General features: G+C 49.9%; 22 protein-coding genes and 1 pseudogene. 8 read left to right on the top strand and 15 right to left on the bottom strand.

Features of this window, described 5'->3' with window-relative positions:
* Positions 1 to 200 precede the first annotated feature (200 nt).
* Entirely contained in the window at positions 201 to 527 is a 327-nt protein-coding gene (locus B5F39_RS01680; RefSeq protein WP_204245012.1) for a hypothetical protein, read from the top strand.
* A gap of 118 nt (positions 528 to 645) precedes the next feature.
* On the opposite strand, the gene glpX is transcribed toward B5F39_RS01680, so the two are convergent.
* The 7 genes from glpX to tmk are packed head-to-tail and all read right to left on the bottom strand — an operon-like array spanning position 646 to position 7,109.
* Positions 646 to 1,653: a class II fructose-bisphosphatase gene (gene glpX, locus B5F39_RS01675; protein WP_087363213.1), complete on the bottom strand. Its 1,008-nt coding sequence runs from the start codon at positions 1,651 to 1,653 to the stop codon at positions 646 to 648.
* A 17-nt stretch (positions 1,654 to 1,670) separates the two neighbouring features.
* Entirely contained in the window at positions 1,671 to 2,993 is a 1,323-nt protein-coding gene (purB, locus tag B5F39_RS01670; RefSeq protein WP_087363212.1) for an adenylosuccinate lyase, read from the bottom strand.
* 26 nt (positions 2,994 to 3,019) lie between these two features.
* Complete coding sequence (locus tag B5F39_RS01665; protein WP_087363210.1) at positions 3,020 to 3,583, bottom strand: DUF4416 family protein; 564 nt, start codon at positions 3,581 to 3,583, stop codon at positions 3,020 to 3,022.
* Complete coding sequence (ftsY, locus tag B5F39_RS01660) at positions 3,576 to 4,502, bottom strand: signal recognition particle-docking protein FtsY (protein ID WP_087363209.1); 927 nt, start codon at positions 4,500 to 4,502, stop codon at positions 3,576 to 3,578. Before ftsY ends, B5F39_RS01665 begins: the two co-directional genes overlap by 8 nt.
* A 45-nt stretch (positions 4,503 to 4,547) precedes the next feature.
* Entirely contained in the window at positions 4,548 to 5,789 is a 1,242-nt protein-coding gene (ricT, locus tag B5F39_RS14680; protein ID WP_087363208.1) for a regulatory iron-sulfur-containing complex subunit RicT, read from the bottom strand.
* Positions 5,761 to 6,504: a hypothetical protein gene (locus B5F39_RS01650; RefSeq protein ID WP_087363206.1), complete on the bottom strand. Its 744-nt coding sequence runs from the start codon at positions 6,502 to 6,504 to the stop codon at positions 5,761 to 5,763. The genes ricT and B5F39_RS01650 overlap by 29 nt, the downstream gene beginning before the upstream one ends.
* Positions 6,501 to 7,109 carry a dTMP kinase gene (tmk, locus tag B5F39_RS01645; RefSeq protein WP_087363204.1) on the bottom strand — a complete coding sequence of 203 codons (609 nt, stop codon included), beginning with the start codon at positions 7,107 to 7,109 and terminating at the stop codon, positions 6,501 to 6,503. Before tmk ends, B5F39_RS01650 begins: the two co-directional genes overlap by 4 nt.
* An 88-nt stretch (positions 7,110 to 7,197) precedes the next feature.
* Between tmk and B5F39_RS01640 the strand changes: the two genes are divergently transcribed.
* From B5F39_RS01640 to B5F39_RS01610, 7 genes are all read left to right on the top strand, one after another.
* Positions 7,198 to 8,079 (top strand): MBL fold metallo-hydrolase, encoded by an 882-nt coding sequence (locus B5F39_RS01640; RefSeq protein ID WP_087363203.1) that lies wholly within the window; start codon positions 7,198 to 7,200, stop codon positions 8,077 to 8,079.
* A 13-nt stretch (positions 8,080 to 8,092) separates the two neighbouring features.
* Complete coding sequence (locus tag B5F39_RS01635; protein ID WP_087363201.1) at positions 8,093 to 8,950, top strand: DUF1848 domain-containing protein; 858 nt, start codon at positions 8,093 to 8,095, stop codon at positions 8,948 to 8,950.
* 349 nt (positions 8,951 to 9,299) lie between these two features.
* Positions 9,300 to 10,754: a beta-Ala-His dipeptidase gene (gene pepD, locus B5F39_RS01630; protein ID WP_087363200.1), complete on the top strand. Its 1,455-nt coding sequence runs from the start codon at positions 9,300 to 9,302 to the stop codon at positions 10,752 to 10,754.
* An 87-nt stretch (positions 10,755 to 10,841) separates the two neighbouring features.
* Entirely contained in the window at positions 10,842 to 12,248 is a 1,407-nt protein-coding gene (locus B5F39_RS01625; RefSeq protein ID WP_087363198.1) for a Na+/H+ antiporter NhaC family protein, read from the top strand.
* A 254-nt stretch (positions 12,249 to 12,502) separates the two neighbouring features.
* Positions 12,503 to 12,976, top strand: a complete 474-nt coding sequence (locus B5F39_RS01620; RefSeq protein WP_158095894.1) for a tyrosine-type recombinase/integrase — start codon at positions 12,503 to 12,505, stop codon at positions 12,974 to 12,976.
* Between the two features lie 141 nt (positions 12,977 to 13,117).
* A complete protein-coding gene (locus B5F39_RS01615) occupies positions 13,118 to 14,371 on the top strand; it encodes an ATP-binding protein (protein ID WP_239391029.1) in 1,254 nt (417 codons plus the stop codon).
* Positions 14,372 to 14,685: 314 nt separating this feature from the next.
* Positions 14,686 to 16,071, top strand: coding sequence for an IS3 family transposase (locus tag B5F39_RS01610; RefSeq protein WP_087363194.1), 1,386 nt, complete (start codon positions 14,686 to 14,688; stop codon positions 16,069 to 16,071).
* Positions 16,072 to 16,261: 190 nt separating this feature from the next.
* Here B5F39_RS01610 and B5F39_RS01605 read toward each other — a convergent pair whose 3' ends face one another.
* The 8 genes and pseudogenes from B5F39_RS01605 to B5F39_RS01570 all read right to left on the bottom strand — a co-directional run.
* A complete protein-coding gene (locus tag B5F39_RS01605) occupies positions 16,262 to 17,830 on the bottom strand; it encodes a hypothetical protein (protein WP_143330613.1) in 1,569 nt (522 codons plus the stop codon).
* Between the two features lie 30 nt (positions 17,831 to 17,860).
* A complete protein-coding gene (locus B5F39_RS01600; RefSeq protein WP_255376001.1) occupies positions 17,861 to 18,883 on the bottom strand; it encodes an EpsG family protein in 1,023 nt (340 codons plus the stop codon).
* Between the two features lie 123 nt (positions 18,884 to 19,006).
* Entirely contained in the window at positions 19,007 to 20,137 is a 1,131-nt protein-coding gene (locus B5F39_RS01595) for a glycosyltransferase family 2 protein (protein WP_087363189.1), read from the bottom strand.
* Positions 20,138 to 20,223: 86 nt separating this feature from the next.
* On the bottom strand, positions 20,224 to 21,249 hold the full coding sequence (locus B5F39_RS01590; RefSeq protein ID WP_087363186.1) for an NAD(P)-dependent oxidoreductase: 1,026 nt from the start codon (positions 21,247 to 21,249) through the stop codon (positions 20,224 to 20,226).
* A 23-nt stretch (positions 21,250 to 21,272) separates the two neighbouring features.
* Positions 21,273 to 22,001 carry an IspD/TarI family cytidylyltransferase gene (locus B5F39_RS01585; RefSeq protein ID WP_087363184.1) on the bottom strand — a complete coding sequence of 243 codons (729 nt, stop codon included), beginning with the start codon at positions 21,999 to 22,001 and terminating at the stop codon, positions 21,273 to 21,275.
* Complete coding sequence (locus tag B5F39_RS01580) at positions 21,998 to 22,765, bottom strand: LicD family protein (RefSeq protein WP_087363181.1); 768 nt, start codon at positions 22,763 to 22,765, stop codon at positions 21,998 to 22,000. Before B5F39_RS01580 ends, B5F39_RS01585 begins: the two co-directional genes overlap by 4 nt.
* A 4-nt stretch (positions 22,766 to 22,769) precedes the next feature.
* Positions 22,770 to 23,348, bottom strand: coding sequence for an acyltransferase (locus B5F39_RS01575; protein WP_087363178.1), 579 nt, complete (start codon positions 23,346 to 23,348; stop codon positions 22,770 to 22,772).
* Between the two features lie 40 nt (positions 23,349 to 23,388).
* Positions 23,389 to 23,790, bottom strand: a pseudogene (locus B5F39_RS01570) (FkbH); the annotation flags it as partial.

Here is a 23,790-nt window from a genome sequence, read left to right as displayed (position 1 = left end):
GGATTTTTCGCCTCAGCGGGCCGCGGCTGCGCCAGCCTTCCGCTCGTTCGCAATCGAAGGAGCAGCATATTCTATAATTTAGGAAAGCACAGAGCGCACTGGCGGGAAGCGCAGACAAACGGCTCAGGCGCGCCGTGTGACTGCGGCGGCTGTTTTCGCTTTTCAGCTGGACGCCGCTCGGACGAAGGAGTGGAAACGGCTTGACCAGAATACTCGCGATAATAACAGCGTTAGCGATAATCGCAGCGCTGGCGCTCTCTTCGCGAGCCGCGGAGGCAACGCCTGACGGCCGCTGCAAAGGCATAAGGCTCTGCGGCAAAGTGAAAGTAGTGAACAGCTTCCCCGACCTGAAAGTCCAGGTAGTAGACAGATTCCCGGATCTAAAAGTGAAAAAAGTGCAGTCCTTCGCTGACGAAATCGGAGAATGGAAGTTCGTTGAGCGCGGCGAAGATTTTACGGTACAGTTCGTGGACAGCTTTCCTGACCTGAAGATCCAATACGTGGACGCATTCCCGGGAGTCAGGTAAAACAGCTTCATGCGCGGCGTTCTCGTTAAGCGCGCGAGCCTAAGAAAAGACAAAATTTAAGCGCGGGTTCGTCGCCCGCGCTCTATTTTTATACGTTTGGGTTTTTCTGTCGTCAAACCTAGAGGAAGTACGCGTCGTTCTGATGCGCGCCGTATTTGATGCTGCTGATTTCGTCGAGCTTCTGGACGTTGTGGACTGCGTTGATGTAGCGCAGAGTGCCGCTCTTCGCACGCATGACGAGTGAGCTCGTCTCAATGCCGTCGCCCATATAGCGGACGCCGCGGAGCCAGTCGCCGTCGGTGACGCCGGTCGCCGCGAAGAAGACGTTTTCGCTCTTGACGAGGTCGTTGAGGTGGAGCACTTTGTTGACGTCCATGCCCTTTTCCTTGCACTTTTCGCGGTCTTCGTCGTTGCGCGGCCAGAGCTTGCACTGCATGTTCCCGCCGATGCACTTGATGGCGCAGGCGGTGATGATGGCTTCCGGCGAGCCGCCGACTCCCATAAGGAGGTCGATGCCGGAATTAGGCTTGCAGGTCGAGAGGGCTCCAGCTACGTCTCCGTCGGGGATGAGGCGGATGCGTGCGTGAATGGAACGGATTTCCTTTATCAGCTCTTCATGGCGAGGCCTGTCGAGGACGACTACGGTGACGTCTTCGACGGACTTGCGCAGAGCGCGCGCGACGGCGCGGATGTTGTCGGTCGGACTCGCTTCGATGTTGATCGCGTGCGCCGCATAGGGGCCGGTCGCTATCTTGTCCATGTAGAAGATGTGCTGCGGGTTGTACATCGTGCCGCGCTCGGCGAATGCAACGACGCTTACCGCGTTCGGAAGCCCGTAGGCCGTCAGGCGGGTTCCGTCGATTGGGTCTACCGCGATATCGACCTTCGGCTCTTCGCCGCGGCCGAGCTTTTCTCCGTTGAAGAGCATCGGCGCTTCATCTTTTTCGCCTTCGCCGATCACGATGACGCCGTCCATCTCGACGGTGTTGAGCATGAAGCGCATAGCGTTGACGGCGGCTCCGTCGACGCCGTTTTTGTCGCCGCGTCCCATCCAGCGTCCCGCAGCCATAGCGGCGGCCTCCGTGGCTCTTACCATTTCAAGCGCTAGATTTCTGTCAGGTGACATAACAAAATCCCCCCGTATTATTTTGTGTCAGAGGCTCCCTCGCCGCAAAGCTCCGGGAAACGGCTGAAGACCTCGTTGATGTGCTTTAGATAATACTCCAAATCAAACAAAGATTCCAGTTCTGATGCGGACATATTGGTGATTCTCTTGTCGGATTTCAGCAAATCAAGCAGGGGAATCTTTTCGTTCCAGCAGCGCATGGCGTTGCTCTGCGCGATGGCGTAGGCGTCTTCGCGGCTGATGCCCTCGTGTTCGACGAGTTCGATGAGCACGCGCCCAGAGAAGAGCAGCCCTTTTGTGATGTCCATGTTCTCACGCATCTTTTCCGTGTCTACGGTCATGCCGGAGATTATCTGTATCATCTTTTTCGTCATGTAGTGCAGCAGATGGAATGCGTCCGGCCACATGACGCGCTCTACCGACGAATGGCTTATGTCGCGCTCGTGCCACAGAGCGATGTTTTCCAGCGCGGGGACGGCGTAGCCGCGCAGCAGGCGCGACATTCCGCAGACGCGCTCGCAGAGTATCGGGTTTTTCTTGTGCGGCATCGCGGAGGAGCCTTTCTGTCCCTTCTTGAATGGTTCGAGCGCTTCGAGCACTTCCGTGCGCTGGAGGTGGCGTATCTCGAGCGCGAGCCGCTCGAGCGTAGCTCCGGCTATCGCCATGTCGGTTATGACGCGCGCGTGGCGGTCGCGCTGTATGACCTGCGTCGCCACGGGGTCTATAGCGAGGCCGAGCAGCTCGCAGACGCGCGCCTCTATCTTCGGCGGGCAGTTGGCGTAGGTGCCGACCGCGCCGGAGAGTTTGCCGACCATCATTTCTTTCTTCGTCTGCTTCAGCCGCTTGATGTCGCGGCCTATCTCCGCATAGTGGTTGAGCAGCTTGAGGCCGAAGGTCGTCGGCTCGGCGTGTACGCCGTGGGTACGTCCGGCGCAGGGGGTCATTTTGTATTCGACTGCCTTTTCGCCGACGAGTCTGTGCAGTTTTTCTAGTTCGGCGATGACGACGTCGAGGCTTTCCCCGAGCATGAGCGACGATGCGGTGTCTATAACGTCGCTGCTCGTCAGTCCGAGGTGGACGAAGCGTCCAGACTCGCCTATCGTCTCCGCGACGCTGGAGACGAAGGCTATCACGTCGTGCTGTGTAACTTCTTCTATCTCGTGGATGCGTTCGACGGAAAATCCGGCTTTCTCGACGATGTTTTTGTAGTCTTCGTCCGGCACTACGCCCTCTTCGTGCCACGCGCGCGTTGCGGCGAGTTCTACGTCGAGCCAGCGTCCGAAACGGTTCTGGTCGGTCCATATTTTCTTTATTTCCGGTGTCTCGTAGCGCGGTATCATGTGATGACCTCCTGATTTATATTTTTTTAAACTTCTCTGACTTCCCGCTTCCAGTCTTCCCGCACGAGCTCCAGCCACGCGTCGTAGGCCCCGCTCCTGAAGTCCGGGAAGGTATAAAAAAAGCTCTCCCAGCGTCCTTTTCTCCGGCAGAGCGTGACTTCGCAGAATATTCCGTCTCTCAGGTAGACGCGGTGCGCCTGCCCTTTGGTTGACGCGAGCAGCAGGCGCGCGCCGTCTATTGTGCCAGGGTCTATGTTTACGCGCCGGCCATTTCCGTTCCCGCTTTCGCGCTCCATGGCGCAGCTTTCGAGCTTCCAGCCCGGCAGGTCGGACATTTTATACAGTCCAGGATACGATACGAACAGGCGGTCGAGCTCGGGCGCGATCTCTTCGTAGTAGTTGGTCCATACAAAGGGCAGGCGCACGCTTACGCGCTCCGGCTCGCCCCATTTTCCGGCGAGCATGGAGAGCGTGCGGCGGAGCGTGTCTTCGTCGCCGCGCGGAACGAGCAGCGCCGCTATTTTTTTTACGAGCGGGTCGCGCGGGTGGCGGCCTTCGCAGTTATGCAGCGCAGCGCGGTTCTCAGTCATTTTTTATGTCGAGCAGGGTTTCGACGAAGGCGCGCGGCTCAAAAAGCTGTAGGTCGTCTATTCCCTCGCCTAGGCCGACGTAGCGTATCGGCGTTTTAAGGCGGTCCGCTATCGCTATGACTATGCCGCCCTTCGAGGTGTTGTCGAATTTCGTCAGTACGACGCCCGTTATCGGCATCGCCTTGCCGAAGGTCTCGGCCTGCATGAAGCCGTTCTGTCCCGTAACGGCGTCGAGGACGATGAGCACCTCGGAGGGGCCCTCGGGGATTTCGCGCTTTATAACGCGCGTGACCTTCGACAGCTCTTCCATGAGGTTGGATTTCGTGTGGAGGCGTCCCGCTGTGTCGACGAGTATCACGTCGGCGTTCGCGGCCTTCGCCGCGAGCAGTGCGTCGTAGACGACGGCTGCGGGGTCGCTGTCCTGCTTCTGCGCGATGACGCGCACTCCCGCGCGTTCGCCCCACGCCTTGAGCTGCTCTATCGCCGCCGCGCGGAAGGTGTCGGCCGCGGCCATGATGACTTTCCTGCCCTCGGCCTTGAACTGCGCCGCCAGTTTGCCGCAGGTCGTGGTTTTCCCGCTGCCGTTCACGCCTATCATTATTACGACGGAGGGGCTATGCTCCACGTCTAGCGGACGGCCCATTCCCGGCACGGCTTCGAGGCGCGCGACCAGCAGCTCGGCGAAGGCCGATTTGAGCTCGCGTTTGTTGCTTATGCGCCTGTCTATCATCACGCGGCGGAGTTCTGCTATAAGTTCTTCGGTCGTGTCTATGCCGACGTCGCCGAGTATGAGCTGCTCCTCAAGCTCGTCCCAGAAGCCGTCGTCAACGGGGTCGTCGGAGAAGAGGTTGGAGACGCTCTGCGTCCATTTGTTCCCGGCGTTTTTAAGTTTCTCGGCGAAATTTTTGAAAAAGCTCAATGCTTCTGCCTCCTTCGTAAAAATCAGGACTTTTTGCGCAGCGCGCTACTCCGCGCCTTTTTTAGCGCCGGACGGCCTTCTGCGGCGCGGAGAATGGCGTCTCGGCCTGTCGCCGGCTCTTTTATCTCGCTCCTGCTGCTGCGGGTCGGAGCCGAAGCGCGGGGCGGCTCCCGGTACGTCGGCCTCGTCCGTCTCCTGCCGGCGCTCAGGGCGGGGCGCGTGCTTTTTCCTGCGTTTTCCGCGGCGGCGGTCGTCGTGCTGCTCCTTCGCGCCGTCGTTCTCCTGCTGTTCGCGTTCTTTTTTAGGATCCGGCTCCTTCCCGGCGCGGCAGCGCTGGCATCCGCCTCCCATGCTGAAAGCCTCGTGAATCGAGAAAACCGGCTCCTCCTCCGGCTCGGCCTCGGGGACGACCCATTCGCCGCCAGAGGTCACCGTCTCGCGGAATTCCTCGAAGCGGTCCTTCGGTATTTTCAGCTCGCCTTTGCCGGCGGCCATTACTCTCAGGCTCTGCGTCGGGAGGTCTATACCGGCGACGACGACGCTTCCGTTCGGCGTCTTTATCTTCGAGCCCGGATGCGGGAATCCCTCCCACGCCTCGTGATATACGCCGTATTCGTAGCACATGCAGCACATGAGCCTGCCGCATATGCCGGAGATTTTCGAGGGGTTGAGCGCCAGATTCTGCTCTTTTACCATTTTTATGCAGATTGGGGCGAACTGGTTGAGCCAGTAGCTACAGCAGCATGGCCGTCCGCAGGGGCCGACGCCGCGGATTATTTTCGCCTCATCGCGCACGCCGACCTGACGCAGCTCGATGCGCGTCTTGAACTCGCGCGCGAGGTCGCGCACATAGGCGCGGAAGTCCACGCGCTGATCCGATGAAAAATAGAAGAAGAGTTTGCGCTTGGCGCGCAGAAATTCGACGTCTATCAGCTTCATGTCGAGTTTGTGCGGCTTGAGCAGCCTTTTCGCCTCGACCAGTATGGACTTTTCCTCTTCGCGGTACTCGTCCTCTCTCTCTAGGTCGTCATCCGTGGCGAAGCCGACGAAAGCGAGGTCGGTGACTACCGGCTCCGAGTTTTTCACCATGCCGTCGCCGTGTTCGGACGAGTGCCTGAGCTGCCTGTACTCGCGCTCCTGCTCCGGCGTAAGCTCCCCGACCACAAGGGCGTTCTCCTCTCCGCGCGCAGTTTCAACGACGAGCTTGGCGCATTTTTTTATATCCCCGTCGTACTCGACGAGGCCGAGATAACGCGGTTTACCATAAACCGCCAAGTATTTTCTCATAAGGGACTTCCTCCTTGAGCACGGCGAACGCGACGTCCTGGATCATCGACGCCGGCAGCCGCCGCTGCTCCATTATGCGTATAAGCGAATCAAGGCCGGACGCCCGCGCGTAGTCGCCTTTCGAGGCGAAATCGCGCGCCCAGCCCTGCATTTCAAGAAAAAGTATCTCAGGAGACGGCTTTCTGGACGAATCCATCCAGCGCGCCCACTCCGCCGCCGCGCGCGGCGCCGGGACGGCCTTCGTCATCTCCTCCGGCAAGTCTATATGAACGGACCATATACGGCTTTTTATCGTAGGTATGAGGTTGTTCTCCTCGGATACGAACAGGATGCTCCCGTGCGCGGGCGGCTCCTCAGTTATCTTCAGCAGGCTGTTCGACGCCTCTATCGCGAGCTTGTCCGCGGTCCATACGACGGCGAGGCGGCGCTGGGCCGAAAGCGGATGCAGAGCCAGCTCTCCCTGGAGCCTGCGGCATTCTTCTATTGTAGGAGCGGCGGTCCGGCTCCCCGCGCTTATCATGTCCGGGTGCGCGCCGTCAGTCCATAGCCCGTCGTCGCCGAGCACGAGCCGGCCGTACATCTCGACGAAGGCCTCGTGCATGACGGACGGCAGCGACACGCCGACGGACTGCGGAAGACGCCCGGCTTCCGCCGCGGCCGAAAGCTCGCGCCATCCCTGCGAATTCTCTATAAGCGCGGCGGTCTCCGCGTTCACAGGGCGAGCCCCTTATCCATGAGACGGCGCCGCGTCTCTGAGAAAATATCCTCCGCCGTCCGGCCTCCGCATTCCACGACGAGCCATCGTTCCATGTCCTTCGAGGCCAGCTCCCGATAGCCCTCGCATATCCTGCGCATGAACGCGAGCCCCTCTCCCTCGAATGCGTCCGGCTTGCCGCGCTTCGCCACGCGCGAGAGCGCGAGCTCCGGGTCTATGTCGAAAAGCACGGTAACGTCCGGCTTCGGGAAAGCGGCGAGGAGAGCCGCATCGCGGACGGGCCCGAAAGGCATGCCTCGCCCCCAGACCTGATAAGCCAGAGTGGAGTCGTGGTAGCGTTCGCAGACGACGTGCGTCCCCGCCTCGAGCGCAGGAGTAATTACACGCGCGGCGTGCTCGGCCCTGTCGAGAAGAAAGAGAAAAAGCTCGCTCCAGGGATGCCTCAGAGTGCCGCCGAGAACGGCCTCGCGCAGCGCGGCGCCGCCCTCCCAGCCGCCGGGCTCGCGCGTAAGCACCGCGCCCCGCGAGCCGCCGAGCGCCTCATACAGCATACGCGCCTGGGTGGACTTTCCGCACCCGTCTATACCTTCCAAGGTAATAAACATCACATCCCCGCCTTTACAACTGATAATCATAACATAACTTGCGGTACAATATAACCCGAAGCGAACAAAAGGACGGAGGAACGCGAAAATGTACGAACTGATACAGGCCGGTGAAAAAAGCTGGTACATAAAGAGCCCCGCGAACGTCGGGGTCTACCGCATCAACGACGAGGAAGTCTGCCTTATCGACTCGGGCAGCGACAAGGAAGCTGGACGCAAAATCCTCAAAATAATCACCGAGCGCGGCTGGCGCGTGAACTGCATCATAAACACGCATTCGAACGCCGACCACACCGGCGGCAACCAGTTCATACAGAGCCGCACCGGATGCCGGGTGCTGTCCACCGACGTCGAGAACGCGGTCGCGCGCCACCCGGAGCTGGAAAGCACGATGCTCTACGGCGGCTATCCCTATTCGAAGCTGCGCAATAAATTCCTCATGGCTAAGCCGACGGAAAAAACCTGCGACGTAGCCGGCGGCCTGCCCGAGGGCCTTTCCGTCATAAAGCTGCCCGGGCACTACCTAGACATGATAGGAATCATGACCGGCGACGGCGTCTGCTTCCTGGCCGACGCGCTGTTCCGCCGCGAGATAATCGAAAAATATCACATCGTCTTCATCTACGACGTGGCGAAGTTTTTGGAGACGCTCGACATGATCGAGACACTTGAGGCGAAACTCTTCATCCCGGCCCACTGCGACGCTTCGGAGGACGTTAAGGAACTCGCCGCGCTGAACCGGGCGAAAGTCCATGAAATCGCCGGGCTTCTCGTTGATTTGTGCCGCGAGCCGAAGACTTTCGAGAAAATCCTGAAGGCAGTCTTCGACCGCTGCGGCCTGAAGATGGACGACAACCAGTACGTCCTCGTCGGCAGCACGATAAAGTCGTATCTTTCGTACCTTTACGACGGCGGCAGGGTGAAGGCGGAATTTAAAGACAACGAAATGCTGTGGAGCGCAGCGCAGTAACGCGCCACCGCCCATGATAATCAGCGCCAGCCGGCGCACCGACATACCGGCGCGCTACTCAGAGTGGTTCATGCGGAGGCTGCGCGCGGGGTACGCCGTCGCGCGCAACCCGATGAACCCGAATCAGGCGCGCCGCGTCAGCCTGCGCGCGGAAGACGTGGACGCAATCGTATTCTGGACGAAGGACCCGCGCCCGATGCTTCCGCGCCTAGCGTGGCTCTCTGACTACGCCTATTACTTCCAGTTCACAGTTACGCCCTACGGGCGCGACATAGAGCCGGGCGTGCCCGACAAGGAAAAGGAAGCAATACCGGCCTTCCGCCGCTTGTCCGGTGAGATCGGCCCGGAGCGCGTGATATGGAGGTACGACCCGCTGCTGATAAGTGAAAAATACGACATCTCATTCCACGCCGCGAGCTTTGAGAAATTCGCGCGCGCACTCGAAGGCTTCACCCGCCGCTGCGTCTTCAGCTATCTCGACATATACCGGGGCATGAGCCGCGCCGCGAGAGAGCTCGGCTTCCGCGCGCCTGACGCGGACGAGAGGGCTGCGCTCGCGCGCGAGTTTGCCGCAATCGCACGCGGCTGCGGTATGACGCTCGAAACCTGCGCGGAGGACGCAGCCCTAACGCGCTTCGGCATAAAGCGCGGAAGCTGCGTGGACGCCGCGCTGATAGAAAAAATCACGGGCCGCCCTCTGCCGCGCGCAAAGGACAAAAATCAGCGGCCGGCCTGCCGCTGCGCACCAAGCGCAGACGTCGGAGCCTACGACACATGCCCCAACGGCTGCAAATACTGCTACGCGACGCACAGCGCCAGGAAACTGGCCGCCAACGCCGCAAGACATGACGACGGAGCCGAAAGCCTGTAAAATGAGAAACACGGCCAGCGAGACGCCTCATTCCGGAATGAATGCGGCGCTTCGTCTTATCCCCCAATCTTCCACCGAAGCGTCCATACACTAAGCGCCGGGGCGAAAACGGCGGCGCTACGTTTTACGGCTTGGCTCTTATATCCGGCATCAGCCGGGCAGCCCACGTACATACCGCTTGCGCGGCGGATCTGCGCGCCGCGGAACCGCAGCCACGCGCTGCCGCGCGCCTTTCTAAATCCGGACGCGGTAAAATTGACAGAACGGAATAGCGCAAGATATAATCTCGGATACATAATATCCATAATTTGTTTCACTATTCGAAGAAATTCCGCTGGGAGGTCAAGGTGTGGACAAGAAACTGGAAGAACTTATTCATGAGCCGGTATTTCGATGTTTTTACGAAATCAGTCAAATTCCGCGGGCGAGCTTTCATGAGGAAAGGATAAGCGAATATCTGCTTCAGTGGGCGGAGGCGCGTGGGCTGAGCGCGGAACGCGACGGCAGCAACAACGTGCTGATCAGGAAACCGGCCTCTCCAGGATATGAGGATGCGCCCTGCGTCATGCTCCAGGCGCACATGGACATGGTTTGTGAAAAGGCGCTCGGGGTAGAACACGACTTCGGCCGCGACCCGATAAACATGGAAATCGAAGGAGACTGGATAACGACCGGCGGGCGTACCACTCTCGGGGCCGACGACGGGATAGGCGTGGCATTAGCAATGGCGGCGTTCGAGGATGAGGGGCTGGCGCATCCCGAGCTTGAAGTCCTCTTCACCACGGCTGAAGAGGACGACATGTCCGGCGCGGAAAACTTCGACGCGGCAAAAATGAAGGCAGTAAAGCTCATCAACCTGGACCATACATGCGACCGCGAAATCATCTGCGGAAGCTGCGGCGGAATGCAGGTAGACATCAGAATCCCGGTAATAGCCGACAAGCCGCCCGAGGGCTGGGCTCCGTACCGCCTCTCAGTCTCCGGGCTTAAAGGCGGACACTCAGGCGAGGACATCCACCGCGGGCGCGGCAGCGCCAACGTCCTGCTTAACCGCATGCTGATGGCGGTGCAGGAATGCTGTGATTTCCGCCTCGGCCCAATACGCGGCGGCACCTTCCGCCTGGCCATAGCAAGGGACGCTGAGGCCGTAGTATGGATGCCCCCATCCTGTCTGGAACAGGCGCACGCAAAGCTGCAAAAAATGCAGGAGCTGGCCAGGAGCGAACTCGCCGCCACCGCCAACGGCGTCGCCGTAGCGCTTGAGCCGGCATCCCACGCCCCGGAATGGGCCGTCGTATCGCCAGCCCGCGTCATAGACGCCATGGCGCTGTGCCCGGACGGCATCTACCAGATGAACGAAATGCTGGTGGGGCTTGTGGACACGTCCGACAACGTAGGAGAGATATATCTGGACGAGCACGAACTGCACTTCGTCATAGAAATCAGGGCGGCGCGTGAAAGCCGCCGCACATACCTCTTCCAGCGCATGCAGCGGCTCGCAGATATATTCGGTGGAACGTGCCATTCAAGCAACGCATATCCGAGCTGGCATTTTCAGCCGAAGTCGCCGCTGCGCGAGCTGTGCGTAAAAGTATACGAGGACTGCTTCGGCGAGAAGCCCGAAGTCCTGACAGTCCACGCGGGGCTGGAAGTAGGATACTTCAGCGCCAAACGCCCCGATATAGACGCCGTGTCGCTCGGCCCCGAATGCAAAAACTTCCATTCGCCCAGCGAAGCGCTTCAAATCTCTTCGACGAGAAAAATGTACGGGTACCTGCGCCGCCTCCTCGCAGCGCTCGGCTAAACGCCAGCTCAGCGAAAAAGCCAGGCAAAGTTCGTAACCGGCGGACGCCTGCGGCGAACATCAAACATTACGAAAGGGGAAAAATATATGTCGAGTAATAAAAAATCACTGGAAGGCATAAATCCCATGATCTTCCTGATCGTGGTCATGGTCCTTGTCGTGATAGCGTCCTACATCGTTCCGGCCGGCTCATTCGAGCGCGTCTACGTGGAGGCAATGGACCGCAAAATCGTAGTCGCGGACAGCTTCCATTACACGGAGCAGAACCCTATCGGCCTCTTCGACCTTATGAAGTCTCTGACGCTCGGGATACAGAACGCATCCTACATCATCGCGTTCCTGATGATAATCGGCGGCATGTTCGCCATAATGTCAGGCACCGGAGCGATCAACGCCGGCCTGGCGAACGTGGTGCGTGCGACGAGAGGAAAAGAAATAATCATGATCCCCGTCGTCATGACGGTATTCGGACTGATGTCCTGCTTCTGCGCCAACTTTGAAGAATTCCTGGCCTTCATCCCCCTTATACTGGCCGTCTCGCTCTCGATGGGCTTCGACTCAATGACCGCCCTCGGCATCGTCTTCGGAGCGGTCGCGGCCGGATACGGCGGCGCGGCGACGAACGCATTCACTGTAGGCGTAGCGCAGAGCATCGCCGGACTGCCCACCTTCTCCGGCATGCCGCTTCGCCTTGCCCTCTTCGCCGTCCTGCTGCTCGTCAGCATGGCCTACGTCATGTGGCACGCCAGAAGGATAAAAAAGAACCCGCAGCTAAGTCCCAGCTATACGGAAGACCTGGAGAACGCCAAGAAATACGTCCTCGACGCCGACGAGACCGCGCCGCTGACCACGCGGCAGAAGCTTGTGCTGCTGGTACTGTTCGCGGCGATACTGTGGACTGTCTACGGCGTTCTCGCGCACGGCTACTACATCGACGAACTGGCGGCGGTATTCCTGACGGCAGGCGTAATAGCCGGCGTCGTGGGAGGAAGCCGCCCGAGCAAAATATGCGACGACTTCCTGGCTGGAGCCGCCAACATGCTCGCCCCGTGCATCATCATCGGCATGGCTAACGCCGTAGTACTGATGATGAGCGACGCCGGAATCATCGACACGATCATATACGGGCTCTCCAACACCCTTATAGGGCTGCCTGCGACACTGCTAGCCAGCGGCATGTTCGTCGTACAGACGATATTCAACCTCGCCGTCCCCTCCGGCTCGGGGCAGGCCGCCATCACGATGCCCCTGATGGCCCCGCTCGCCGACATGCTCGGAATAACCAGACAGACGGCGGTATTGGCCTTCCAGCTCGGCTCGACCTTCACCGACCTCATAGGCCCCACCTCCGGCGAGATACTGGTGGCCCTTGCGATGTGCAAAGTCCCCTATCCGAAGTGGGTCAAGTGGCTCTTTCCCCTCTTCTGCCTCTGGTGCCTGGTAGCCTTCGCCTTCCTGACCTACGCGACCGTGACGGCATACGGACCGTTCTAGTTTTTTCAAGCGCGCAGCAGCCGCGGCAGAAGCGGCACGCCTGACGGCAAATCCAATCATCCCGCATAAACAAGGCCGTTAAATACACGAACACGGCATTCAAAGACGTATACCGGCAGAGCCCCTCCCGAACGCCACAAGCCGTAGGACGGGGCTCTGCCTTATATCATAAAAACAACCGGCGCATCTAAGACATGACATATGCACGGCGCAGCAGGAAGCATATATTTAAGAAGATCACCATACTTTACGGCATGGTAAATAAACTGCATAAAAAACAGGTGATATCGCCCGACGACGTAAAACTGACGCCCAAGCCGGAAAAGCGGGCGGAAACTGATAGTTCTCATGACAGGAGATATTTCCAGCCGCAGGAGCGTTGCGCTCTTATCGAGGCGGCGAAGAGCGCGAAATCTCCGCGGCTCTACCCCACCATCATCGTGTCGCTCAACACAGGCGTCCGTCCCCAATCGCTGTTCAGTCTGATATGGAGTGATGTCGACTGGAACAGCGCATTCAGCAAGCTGGTGCAGGCCGCCGGTCTCGATCCGAAAATCACTTGGTACAATATGCGCCACGACTTCGCGAGCCAGTTGTTAATGGCCGGAGTCAGCCTTTATACGGTCAAAGAACTCATGTGCCACAAGAACATCACTACTACGCAGGTATACGCCCACCTCGCCCCCGACCTGAAGACTGCGGCTGTAAAGCTGCTGGAGAAATTATAAAATTTCTTATACATAAATGCGTACTTACGCAATTTTCTAAAATAACATTGCTTGTTTCATGCCCGCGTGCTCTATCGTATTTTAGAAAAATGCGTATAATAACAGAAATATAAAATAGAAATAGAAAGGCGGGCACACGGCGTGGAGACGATTCGGAGAGACGGTTATCTAAATAAGTTGATTTCCAAGAAGCATAACGGGCTTATTAAAGTCGTCACAGGCGTCAGACGCTGCGGAAAGTCTTTTCTGCTCTCTTCTCTGTTTAAGGCTCACCTGAAATCCGATGGCGTGGACGACTCGCATATCGTCGAGTTGGCGTTTGACTCGTTTGAGAATAAAAAATACAGAGAACCCGAACTTTGCTACTCGTACATAAAAGAGAGAATACTCGGCGAAGGTATGTACTATCTTCTGCTGGACGAGGTTCAGCTGCTCGGCGAGTTCGAATCCGTGCTGAACGGAATCTCGAGGATGCCGAACGTAGATATATACGTGACCGGAAGCAACGCGAAATTTTTGTCGAAGGACGTTATAACTGAATTTCGCGGACGCGGCGACGAGGTGCATATGTACCCGCTCAGCTTCGCCGAGTTCATGACTGTATATCGCGGCAGCAAACAGGACGGCTGGAACGAATATATAACTTACGGCGGCCTGCCTCTCGTGCTTAACTTCCAAACGCCGGAGCAAAAGGCTGATTTTCTGAAGGCGCTTTTTGAAGAGACCTATATAGCAGACATCGTCGGAAGGAACAAAATCCGCAATAAAGGAGAACTCGAAGATATTATAAACATACTCTCCTCCTCTGTAGGTTCGCTGACCAATCCCAACAAACTTTCCAACACATTCAAGAGCGTGAAGAAGAAAACTATAACCGCGCCGACGATCAAGAAATACATAAACTGTCTGTGCGATTCCTTCCTCATCGACTGTGCGATGCGCTACGACGTGCGTGGGAAAAAGTATATAGACACGCCGTTCAAGTTTTACTTTACCGATATAGGCCTGCGCAACGCGAGACTGAACTTCCGTCAGATGGAAGAGACTCACATATTGGAGAACGTAATATTCAACGAGCTCAAGGTCAGAGGATACAACGTAGATGTCGGAGTCATAACAGTCAACGGAAAAGAAAACGGCGGGAGCGTAAGAAAACAGCTGGAAATAGATTTCGTATGCAACAAGGGGTCAAAGCGATACTACATCCAGTCCGCCTTCTCGCTTCCGGACTCCGCCAAGATGGAGCAGGAGCTGCGCCCGCTCATGCTCTCCGGAGATTTCTTCAAGAAGATAGTCGTAACCAAAGACTCGCCGACGCCGTGGTACAACGAGTCGGGCGTGCTGATAATGAACATATTCGACTTCCTGCTGAATCCAGACAGTCTGGATATTTAGGCGGCCCCGCATACGAATTAAGACGGCGGCAAAATATGCGCGTGCGGCTGCAGTTACTGAGACAGCTGAATCGGCATACTCTCCGCAGAGAGCATGACACGATATCGATATTGGTCAATGCAGAATCACACTTTCATGGGCAAATACTTGTCCGTTTGGCGCCGCGCCTGTTGATATAAGCAGAAGCTTAAGCCGCCGATAAACACAGGTGCACTGTAACTACCCTGCTTAATATACGAAAGTAATTTGGAAGGCTAGGGGAGTGCGGACAAAAAGTTGGACTGGATACGCAACGCCAGAAGGAGCGGGAAAAGATGTATTCAGAAGAACAGTATCATCGTGCTCTTGAAGTATATGAAGAAACACAATCGGTGACACGTACAATAGCGCTTCTTGGCTATCCTGCACGCCGTCAGACTCTATATAATTGGATAAACCGACAGCGCAAGTCCCCGGAAGACCGTTCTACTTTTTGTGGATGCAACACTCCGGAACATCCGCGTCACCCACCAGCCGAAATAAAGCTAGAAGCTTTGCATCGCTGCTTTGAACTCGGCGAGACTGTGCAAAAAGTTGCAGACGAATTGGGATATAGTACTGCAAGCATATATAATTGGCGGAAAATATATATCCGGAAAGGTGCGTCTGCGCTGATGAGGCCGCCAAAAGAAAGAGCCAGAGGAAAACTAAAAGAAGGCCAACCTGCTTCGTCCAAAGAAATCGACGAATTGAAAGCCAAAATACAGGATATGGAGCTGGAGATAGATATTTTAAAGGAAACTATAGCAATCTTAAAAAAAGACCAAGGCGTCAACATGAACCGTTTATGCAACAAGGAAAAGACCGTGATTGTTGACGCCTTAAACAAAAAATATCCAATTCCGATGCTGCTGGATAAACTGCAAATGGCGAAGAGCAGCTATTTCTCTCAGAAAAGACGCAGGAGCTTCCAGGCCAGGCATGAACATGACAGCATGCTCGTCATAAAAGTCTTCAATGATAGCAGACAGAGACACGGATATAGGCGCGTCAAAGCAGTGCTTGACAGGGAAGGCCATATTCTGTCAGAAAAGGTGATAAGGCGCATTATGCGTGAAAACAATCTTGCGTCAGCCGGCAAAAAAGCCAAGAAATTCCGTTCCTACCTTGGCGAAATCAGTCCGGCAGTCCCAAATCTTATAAAAAGGGATTTCCATGCCGGCAAGCCTAACCGAAAATGGCTGACAGATGTGACGGAATTCTCCATCCCCGCCGGGAAAGTACACCTATCTCCGACAATAGACTGCTATGACGGCATGCCAGTCGCCTGGGCGGTCAGCGACAGACCGGACGCCCGATTAGTCAACGTTATGCTTGACCGGGCAATAGAGTCTCTTCCGCAAGATGCGCACCCGATAATCCACACTGACCGCGGATGCCGCTATCGCTGGCCCGGGTGGATAGAACGTATGGACAAGGCGGGGCTTACTAGGTCAATGTCCAAGAAAGGATGTTCTCCGGACAATGCAGCCTGCGAAGGGTTCTTTGGAAGGCTGAAGAATGAAATGTTCTATAATCGCAGCTGGGAAGGTGTGACAATTCCTGAATTTATGAGGCAGCTTGAAGAATATATGGTGTGGTATCGTGATAAACGTATTAAAATGTCATTAGGCGGCCTTAGCCCTATGGAGTACAGAAGACTCATGGGCGTAACTGCTTAGACCAAATAATTATCCGCACTCCACTAGCTTCCCCCCCAACCTTACAAGCTCATGTTCCATATTTATCATATTATCATATTTTGCAGCTTGCTTTGAAACAATCAGTCCTGAGGCTCCGATGTTGTTCGCGGCTTCATTATCACTGTTTTCTTCTGAATTTAATAGTTTTTCTGCGTTTTATTTTACACTATTATTTCTGTTTGTAACGACTATTATTGAATTTCTCATTTTTTTTAGGAACCACTAATTGTAGTTTTAGAGGCATAAAAATCTTTGCTACAGTTATTATATAATGTAATTCATTGGTTGTTCTATAACACAGAAGATATAATAAATTTGGTATGATTACACAAATAACAAATTTGACAATCAGTGCATATATTCCAAAGGATGCAGTAAAACTACACAAATATGTTGTTAATACAGCACAAATAAGAGTAATGAAAGAATATAAGGCGTATTTTTGAAAGTATGCTTTTATTGAAGTATGAAAGCCATATTTATATACAACATACGGTTCTATCCAAAAACATGTCGCTAATGTACTAATCACAGTCCCAGCCATGATTCCAGCTACTCCGTATTTCTTACCTAAGATAATAGAGGCAAAGATATTGACAATAATTTCAAAAATTGGCTTGTACCTGTCATACCAGAACAATCCCATCGCATCTCTGACTGTCAAACTAGCTTGACGCATGCCAGTAAGATAAAAAGCAAGCGTTATCCAAAATATAATATCAATCGAAAATAGATATTCTTTGCCAAGCCATAGTTCAATAAAAGGATTTACTAAGTTAAAAAAACATATCGAACAAAACCCAAATATCCATGCTCCTGCAAAATGCATAACATAAAATATCTCAAGTTTGTGTTCATCTGAACCGCTCGCGTTAAGATTACCAAAGCTAGCAGAAATAGACTGAAAAAGCTGACCCGTGATTGTATTGAGTGCTTGTCTTATTATTATATAATTAGAATAAAGGCCAACTGCAGTAAGACCCACGATTTTTGAGATAAGAATATTGTCGGTTGCGAAAACTAAAACCCCGCCAATACGATGAAAAACCATAGCAAAAACATTACGTTTTATTGTAGTTTTTACTTCTTTTTTTAACGGCATAATATTGTGTTCACACAAATACGGATATAACTTATCTGCTTTTTTAGAAAGCAAAATATTTTCTAAAAAAGTATTTATTGTTTGCAAAAGCAAATATATGATAAAACTTTGTGTAATATATAAAGCTATAATCTGTTCAAAGTTAAGTAAAATCATTAATCCATAATGATACACCGTGACTAAATATTGTTTCTGAGTTGCAATGATAAGCGAACGCTTATAAGTAAAAAAATACGAGACGGCAGAATTTGCGACAAAGATAAGATATATAAGCCTAATATGCGTAATGTCAGGCATATCCTTAATAAATAGATTTAGGAACGGAGCCAGTAAACTTCCAGCGGCAAGTATAAAACATCCAACAGAGCAATAGACGTATTTATATAACCGCATCAGAGACTTGATCTCATTTTTATTATCTTCTGCGATAGGCCTATAAAGACTATATATAATAGCCGTTCCAATGCCAAGTTCAGCAAGTGTAAGCATCGACAAAATATTTGAAAATAATCCATTAAGGCCAAGGTATTCGATTGAGAGAAAAGATACAAATATTTTACGAGATATTAAGTTTATTAATATACCTAATGCTTGTCCCAATATAGAAAACTTTATATTACGGATGCTGCTTTCCAATCGACTCATGATATATCACCGCCATATGAATCAACGGAACAGCTCGCACTGATATGGGATAATGCCTCCATAACCTGAATAGTAGACACTATATATAAAGCAAAATATGTACCATATACAATAATATAAAGTTAAGAGCAACTTGGTTTGAGGGTTTTGTACCTTGGATAGCAAGAAAGGTACCATTAAAACCTCAATCAGCTGCGGAATCCGAACTAAACGGCTATACCATTCGTTATAAAAAGCCAACATTCTAAACGGGAACTCTAATATAAAAATACGAAGCATAACGCGAGTTTGTGAATCATAAAGCATTTTTTTTCTAAATATAACAACAAAGGGAAAAAGAACTACAAATATGTGCAACAATAATTTATATGAATGTTGCATAGTATTTGTGTTAAATTTATATGCTCCTATTGAAAAATATCTGGTCAAAATAGGTAAACTGTCAGCGAAACTAAATAGGTACGGAGCGATAACAGGCCAACCTAAAACTGCTACGAGAAGAACGACGTCTCTCATTACAGAAAACTTATGTGACTTAAACTCTTTTAACAAAACAAACGGTAAGCAAAATAACATTGATTTATGAAAAAGAGCAGCTATTAAAGTACACAATAGATATTTTGAAGCTTTATTTGCAACTAAATATATATAACCATACAAAAGCAAACTCAAAGCCATCGAAAATCTGACAATATTCATTGCGGCAGCTAAATTTAAGCAGAAGAAAATAAAAAAAAGCATTCCGCAATGTAAACGACTCTTAATTGCTGTTATCATTAAAAAGATATTGATAAAAACAATAACGATAAACTTTAAGACTATAAAATTGATAGAAAATTTATTTAATAAATAATATCCAATTTCCGCATAATATATTCCAACACCTTCAAAATGTTTTCTAAAATATTCAAATATTGGCACATTATTGACTATGTCATAATACTTTTCATATGCTGCATAGTCATATCCGATGCCATATCTTAGCGTATAAACTACTATTATTGGCATCGAGCATAGTAAACCAAATACAACATACTTCCACATGTTGTATATAGAAATGACTCTATCTCTTTGACAACAGCATCCAAGTCGATATAATGCTGTAGAACTGATAATAATACACAATAAATATAAAATTACAGAAAACATTCTTTTAACCCAATATAGTTATTTTTGTTCCGCTTCTACTCCATCCGTAGATAAATTAGGTTGTGTATTAAAACGGTTTTTGGCTGGAAAAATTGCATAATAAAGAACACATACGATCAAAGCAATCGACAATAATCTTGCTTTAAAAAGGATAAGCATAAGTTTTTCACGAGATGCTTTAACATATCTTACAGATAAATTATAAACCGAAATTTTACAGATAGGATATTTGAAAAAACTTATTAATTTCTTATTACAAAACCTAAAATTTTTATTCAAATTGACTTCCATAGCTAAGTATTGTGAGAAAGCTTCCATTTTTTTAAAGCAACTGTAATAAAAATATGGTAACGTATTTATTAGATTTGGGTGTTCTTTTATGAAAGAATATGTTTCCTCTAAATGCGCTACAACTTTTGTAGTTGATATAGCTAGAGAACTATTAACCGTAGAACCATTTCGAATAAAGTAATGATAAATAAACTTATTAATAAATACAACTATTTGAGCATTGTAAATAACATAAAGGTTAAAAAGTCTATCTTCTCCCAAATAAATATGTTGAGGGAATAATATTTTATTATCTATCAGTAGTGACTTTTTATATAGCTTAGCCCAAGGACCAGCAAAACTAGGACAAATAGACATATCTTCTGGAAATTGATTGACCATATCATTGGGACTTACTAAACACAGCCCTAACATATATTCTCTTCGATCTATCGCATGATAGCAATGTTCTTCAAAGACATTCAGCGACGCATGGCGACTAGTACCATCACTAAAATCCCAAGTGTACGACGCCACTACGACATCACACTGTTTCTGCGTCTGATGATATAAACATTCGACCGCATCTGGCTCTAACCAATCGTCCGCATCCACAAACATTATCCATTTTCCAGATGCGGCTTCAATCCCTTTATTTCTTGCGGCCGCGGCACCATGATTTGTTTGGTGAATGACCTTGATTCTTTTGTCATCAACGGCAAAATTATCACAAAGAGCTGGACTGTTATCCGTGCTGCCGTCATCGACTATTATTGCTTCCCAATTTTTGTAAGTTTGATTTTGGATGCTCTGTATGCATTTACTTACATAACTTTCAAGATTATATATAGGTATTATGATTGATACATCGGGAGTCATCACACATCAAACCCTTTCCGTATAACTTGTAATTTTATACTCCATACAATTAGCACAACGTTTTTTGCATAAAGTGATAATAGTACTCAGCAAAATGATGCCATAGTCCATTGAAATGCCTGTTTTACATCTACCTGAGGTTTCCAACCAAGCTCACGCACCTTACTTGTATCCATAATTGCGAGTTTAAATGGTAAATATGGCATATTACATGCTTCTTCGCTAAATAACACTTTTGTTTTTCCGCTATGTGACATGGATGCTATAAGTTCCGCGGCATCTCTTATGCTTATCAGATTTTCGTCCGCAGCAACGTTGTACATTGTGCTTTCACCTTTTTCCATAATAAGGAAAATCGCGTTGACGCCATCCGCAGTGTATGTATAAGTCCTCATTGCGCTACCGTCAGAATGGAGCACTATATCTTTATTTGATAGAGTACATTTCATAAATTCGGCAAAGGCTCGCCCATCGTCAATTGCGATTCCAGGTCCCAATGTATGAGAAAAACGTACGCCACAGTAATCTATACTATATTCTTCTTTATATGAAGCCAACATAGTTTCACAAAGCCTTTTAGCTTCTGGATAACATGCGCGGTAGTTCAAATGGCGCATAATCCCCATATCTGATTCTTTTATATTATCCTTGCTCAGCCACTCGCCATATATCTCTACTGTGGATACATAGAGCACTCGATTTGTGTTATGCTTTCGGGCGCATTCAAGTATATTATGGGTCCCATTTACATGCCCCCAGAGTGTTTCCGCTGCACGATCTCTAAAGTCAATCGGCGCCGCTGCACCTGCAGTATGGAATATAAAATCGATTGGTCCATTGTAATCGATAACTGTATTTATATCCTGGTATAAAAAGTAAACGTTGGGAAGCTCCAATGTGCTGCCGAACACATATTTAGTTTTTTCTTCAGATCGTGCCAGTCCTACTATGCGCATATTGAGGTTATACCTCAAGTCTACATCTACTAATGTTTCAAGAATATAGCGCCCCAGCCTTCCGGTAGCGCCAGTGACTAACACTGTTCTTCCCTGGTATAGCCTCCAGTTAACGCTGCTGTTGCATATAATATCGATATCTCTTTTTTCTACCATTTGTGATGTCCTCACTTTTGTTCTTATATTCCAAAAACATATTTATTTTCTTGAAGTTCGAGCATAGCTTTTAGTATGTAATAATCTTCTGGAGTGGTAATTTTAATATTTTGATTATTCTCTTTTACTATATATATATTATTACCTAAATATGTATACGCTAGTGCAGAATCGAGGAGAGGTATTGGCTGTTCAATATCCTTAGTCTTTGCATAAATGTCTTTTAGCAAACCTAACTTAAACGTCTGTGGGGCTGTAAGACTATAGGTATCGTCACGCTTTTTAAAATCATCAAATGACGCGGTTTGGTCATCTGTTATAACTACAGACTCAATAACAGGCCGTACCGTCATTGCACTGCCATATTTTTGAGCGACGCGAACATTCTCTGAGATAATAGATGACTCGACCAAAGGCCTCACTCCATCATGTATAACGACAATGTCGTCGTTGCTTTTGGAATTATTAACAATATAATTTAAAGCATTTTCAATGCTCTCCTGCCTATTTCTCCCGCCAGATACAACCTGAACCACCTTCGAAAGGGCATATTTTCTTAGAAGTTTTTCCATGTGGTCGATCCAGCTCGCGTTGCATGCGACAACTATTCTATCTATACTCGAACATGAATCAAATTTTTCTAATGTATAGATGATGATTGGCTTTCCAAACACTTCTAAAAATTGTTTAGGCATGCCAGAGTTGCGCATACGCTGTCCTACACCACCAGCGAGTATGATTGCATAGTTCATTCTTCCGTCTCCGATACGAGACCACGATGGGCCGGTTTGCGCTCCGAGACAGGTGGTGGAGTCATGTAGTTTTCTCCATAGTTACGGATCAAGAACTCTCTGTATCTCTTATTAGCCATATACCTTTTTCCTTCCAATTCTATGTCTATGTATTCACTCATAAAATCAGCGTCAAAAATGTAATTTATACCGTAAAATGTATCATTAGACCGATGTATATATTTTTCCTTGCCCTTCAAAAAACTTTCGCTAATATATTTATAGAAATTCCGCTTCTGATTATCGGAAAATGCCTTCCCAAAGGTGTGTGTAATAAATAACAGTAGACGATTAAGCAAGCTATAGTGCCCATAATCAATGTAAGGGCGCATCATTCCCTGCAAAAAATGCAACGTTGCTATTTTAATAATCTGCCCCATACGATTCTCAGTTATATAATCGTAAATAAATATATCAACAAAAACAGTCTCTTCATTTTTTGTATAAATTAGTCTTGGTATCCAGAAATACTTTTCACTAAGGACATATCCTTTTTTCAAATTATTGCCAATTGCACTTCTAAATTTAACATATTCATCTCTAGTCATCGAAACATCCAAGTCATCATCCCAAGGGATCAGGTGAGCATTACGTTCTGCACCAAGCAAGGCACCTCCATGTAATGAATATTTAATATTCCCGTTTCGACATATTTCATCAATATAGTCCAATGCTTGGATAAGTAACTTATGTATTTCATCAAGACCGTATTCGTTGCAACCCATAACTTTACCCTATTACTTTCGTTGTAGTATCAGATCTTTTTTCGTAAAACAAATTCCATGCTTTTTCTATTTCCTTTTTGGAAATCCATTGATTCCTATCAATACATGCCCTTGCTTCCGACATTTTCTTATTTACAAAATCATCAAATGAGCAAATATGCCTTGCCGGAACACCGGCATAAACACCATTAGACGGCAAATCTTTATTTACAAGCGAGCCGGCGCCGATTATCACATTTTCGCCGATCATTGTGTTATATAGGATTGTTGTTCTAGCACCGACAAAGACGTTGTCCATTATTTCTATGCAGCCAATTTCTTCTTTAAACTTGTAATTACGATACTTATTAGAAATGCCATTGAGCACAACGTCGATTGCGTCATGAGTAGTAAAACTAACTCCGCTCGCAATCATTATGTTGTTATGAAGCTTAATCAGTTTTGGATACAACGGTATAACTCTGGGCTGATAGAAGACATTCTCTCCCACTTCATAAAAGATTTTTTTGAGATATTCGCCTCTGCCTTTTGCACCTTTTTTGGTGTTCAATATAAGTGTTTGAATCATACGTTCTTTTGTCATAAAATTATTCCCCGTATATTCACACAGATAGTATTAGCGCCTAATATGAGCAATCAATATGCTTCAGCCAGCAATTACAAGAGTTGCTTAACGCAACATATCCCAACTGTGCGAAGAAATCCTTCACGACCCTATTCTTAGCCGTCTCAATATACTCGCCTACGATTTCTTTAATGCCTTCTTCTTTAAGGTCATGCTCTATATGTTTGAGAAACTCCGTCTCCACATTCCTCCCCATGACCCTGCAGCTCATGAGGAATGTGTCTATCACGGCTCTGCGTCCCTCCGGCTTAAGCCTTACTATCGCTAGTATGACTTTGCCGTAGCTGCCGAATTTGTCTTCCAGTTCGCCTATCCAGATTTTGTGGCTGCCGTCTTCTTTCATCCTGCGGATGTCGCTTTCGGTGTATCTCCGCGCCGTTAGGTTGAACTGGTTGGTTTT

The organism is Cloacibacillus sp. An23 (assembly GCF_002159945.1).
GTDB lineage: Bacteria > Synergistota > Synergistia > Synergistales > Synergistaceae > Caccocola.
Note: the sequence above shows the minus strand (reverse complement) of the source record. Positions and strands in the feature narration are given on the sequence as shown.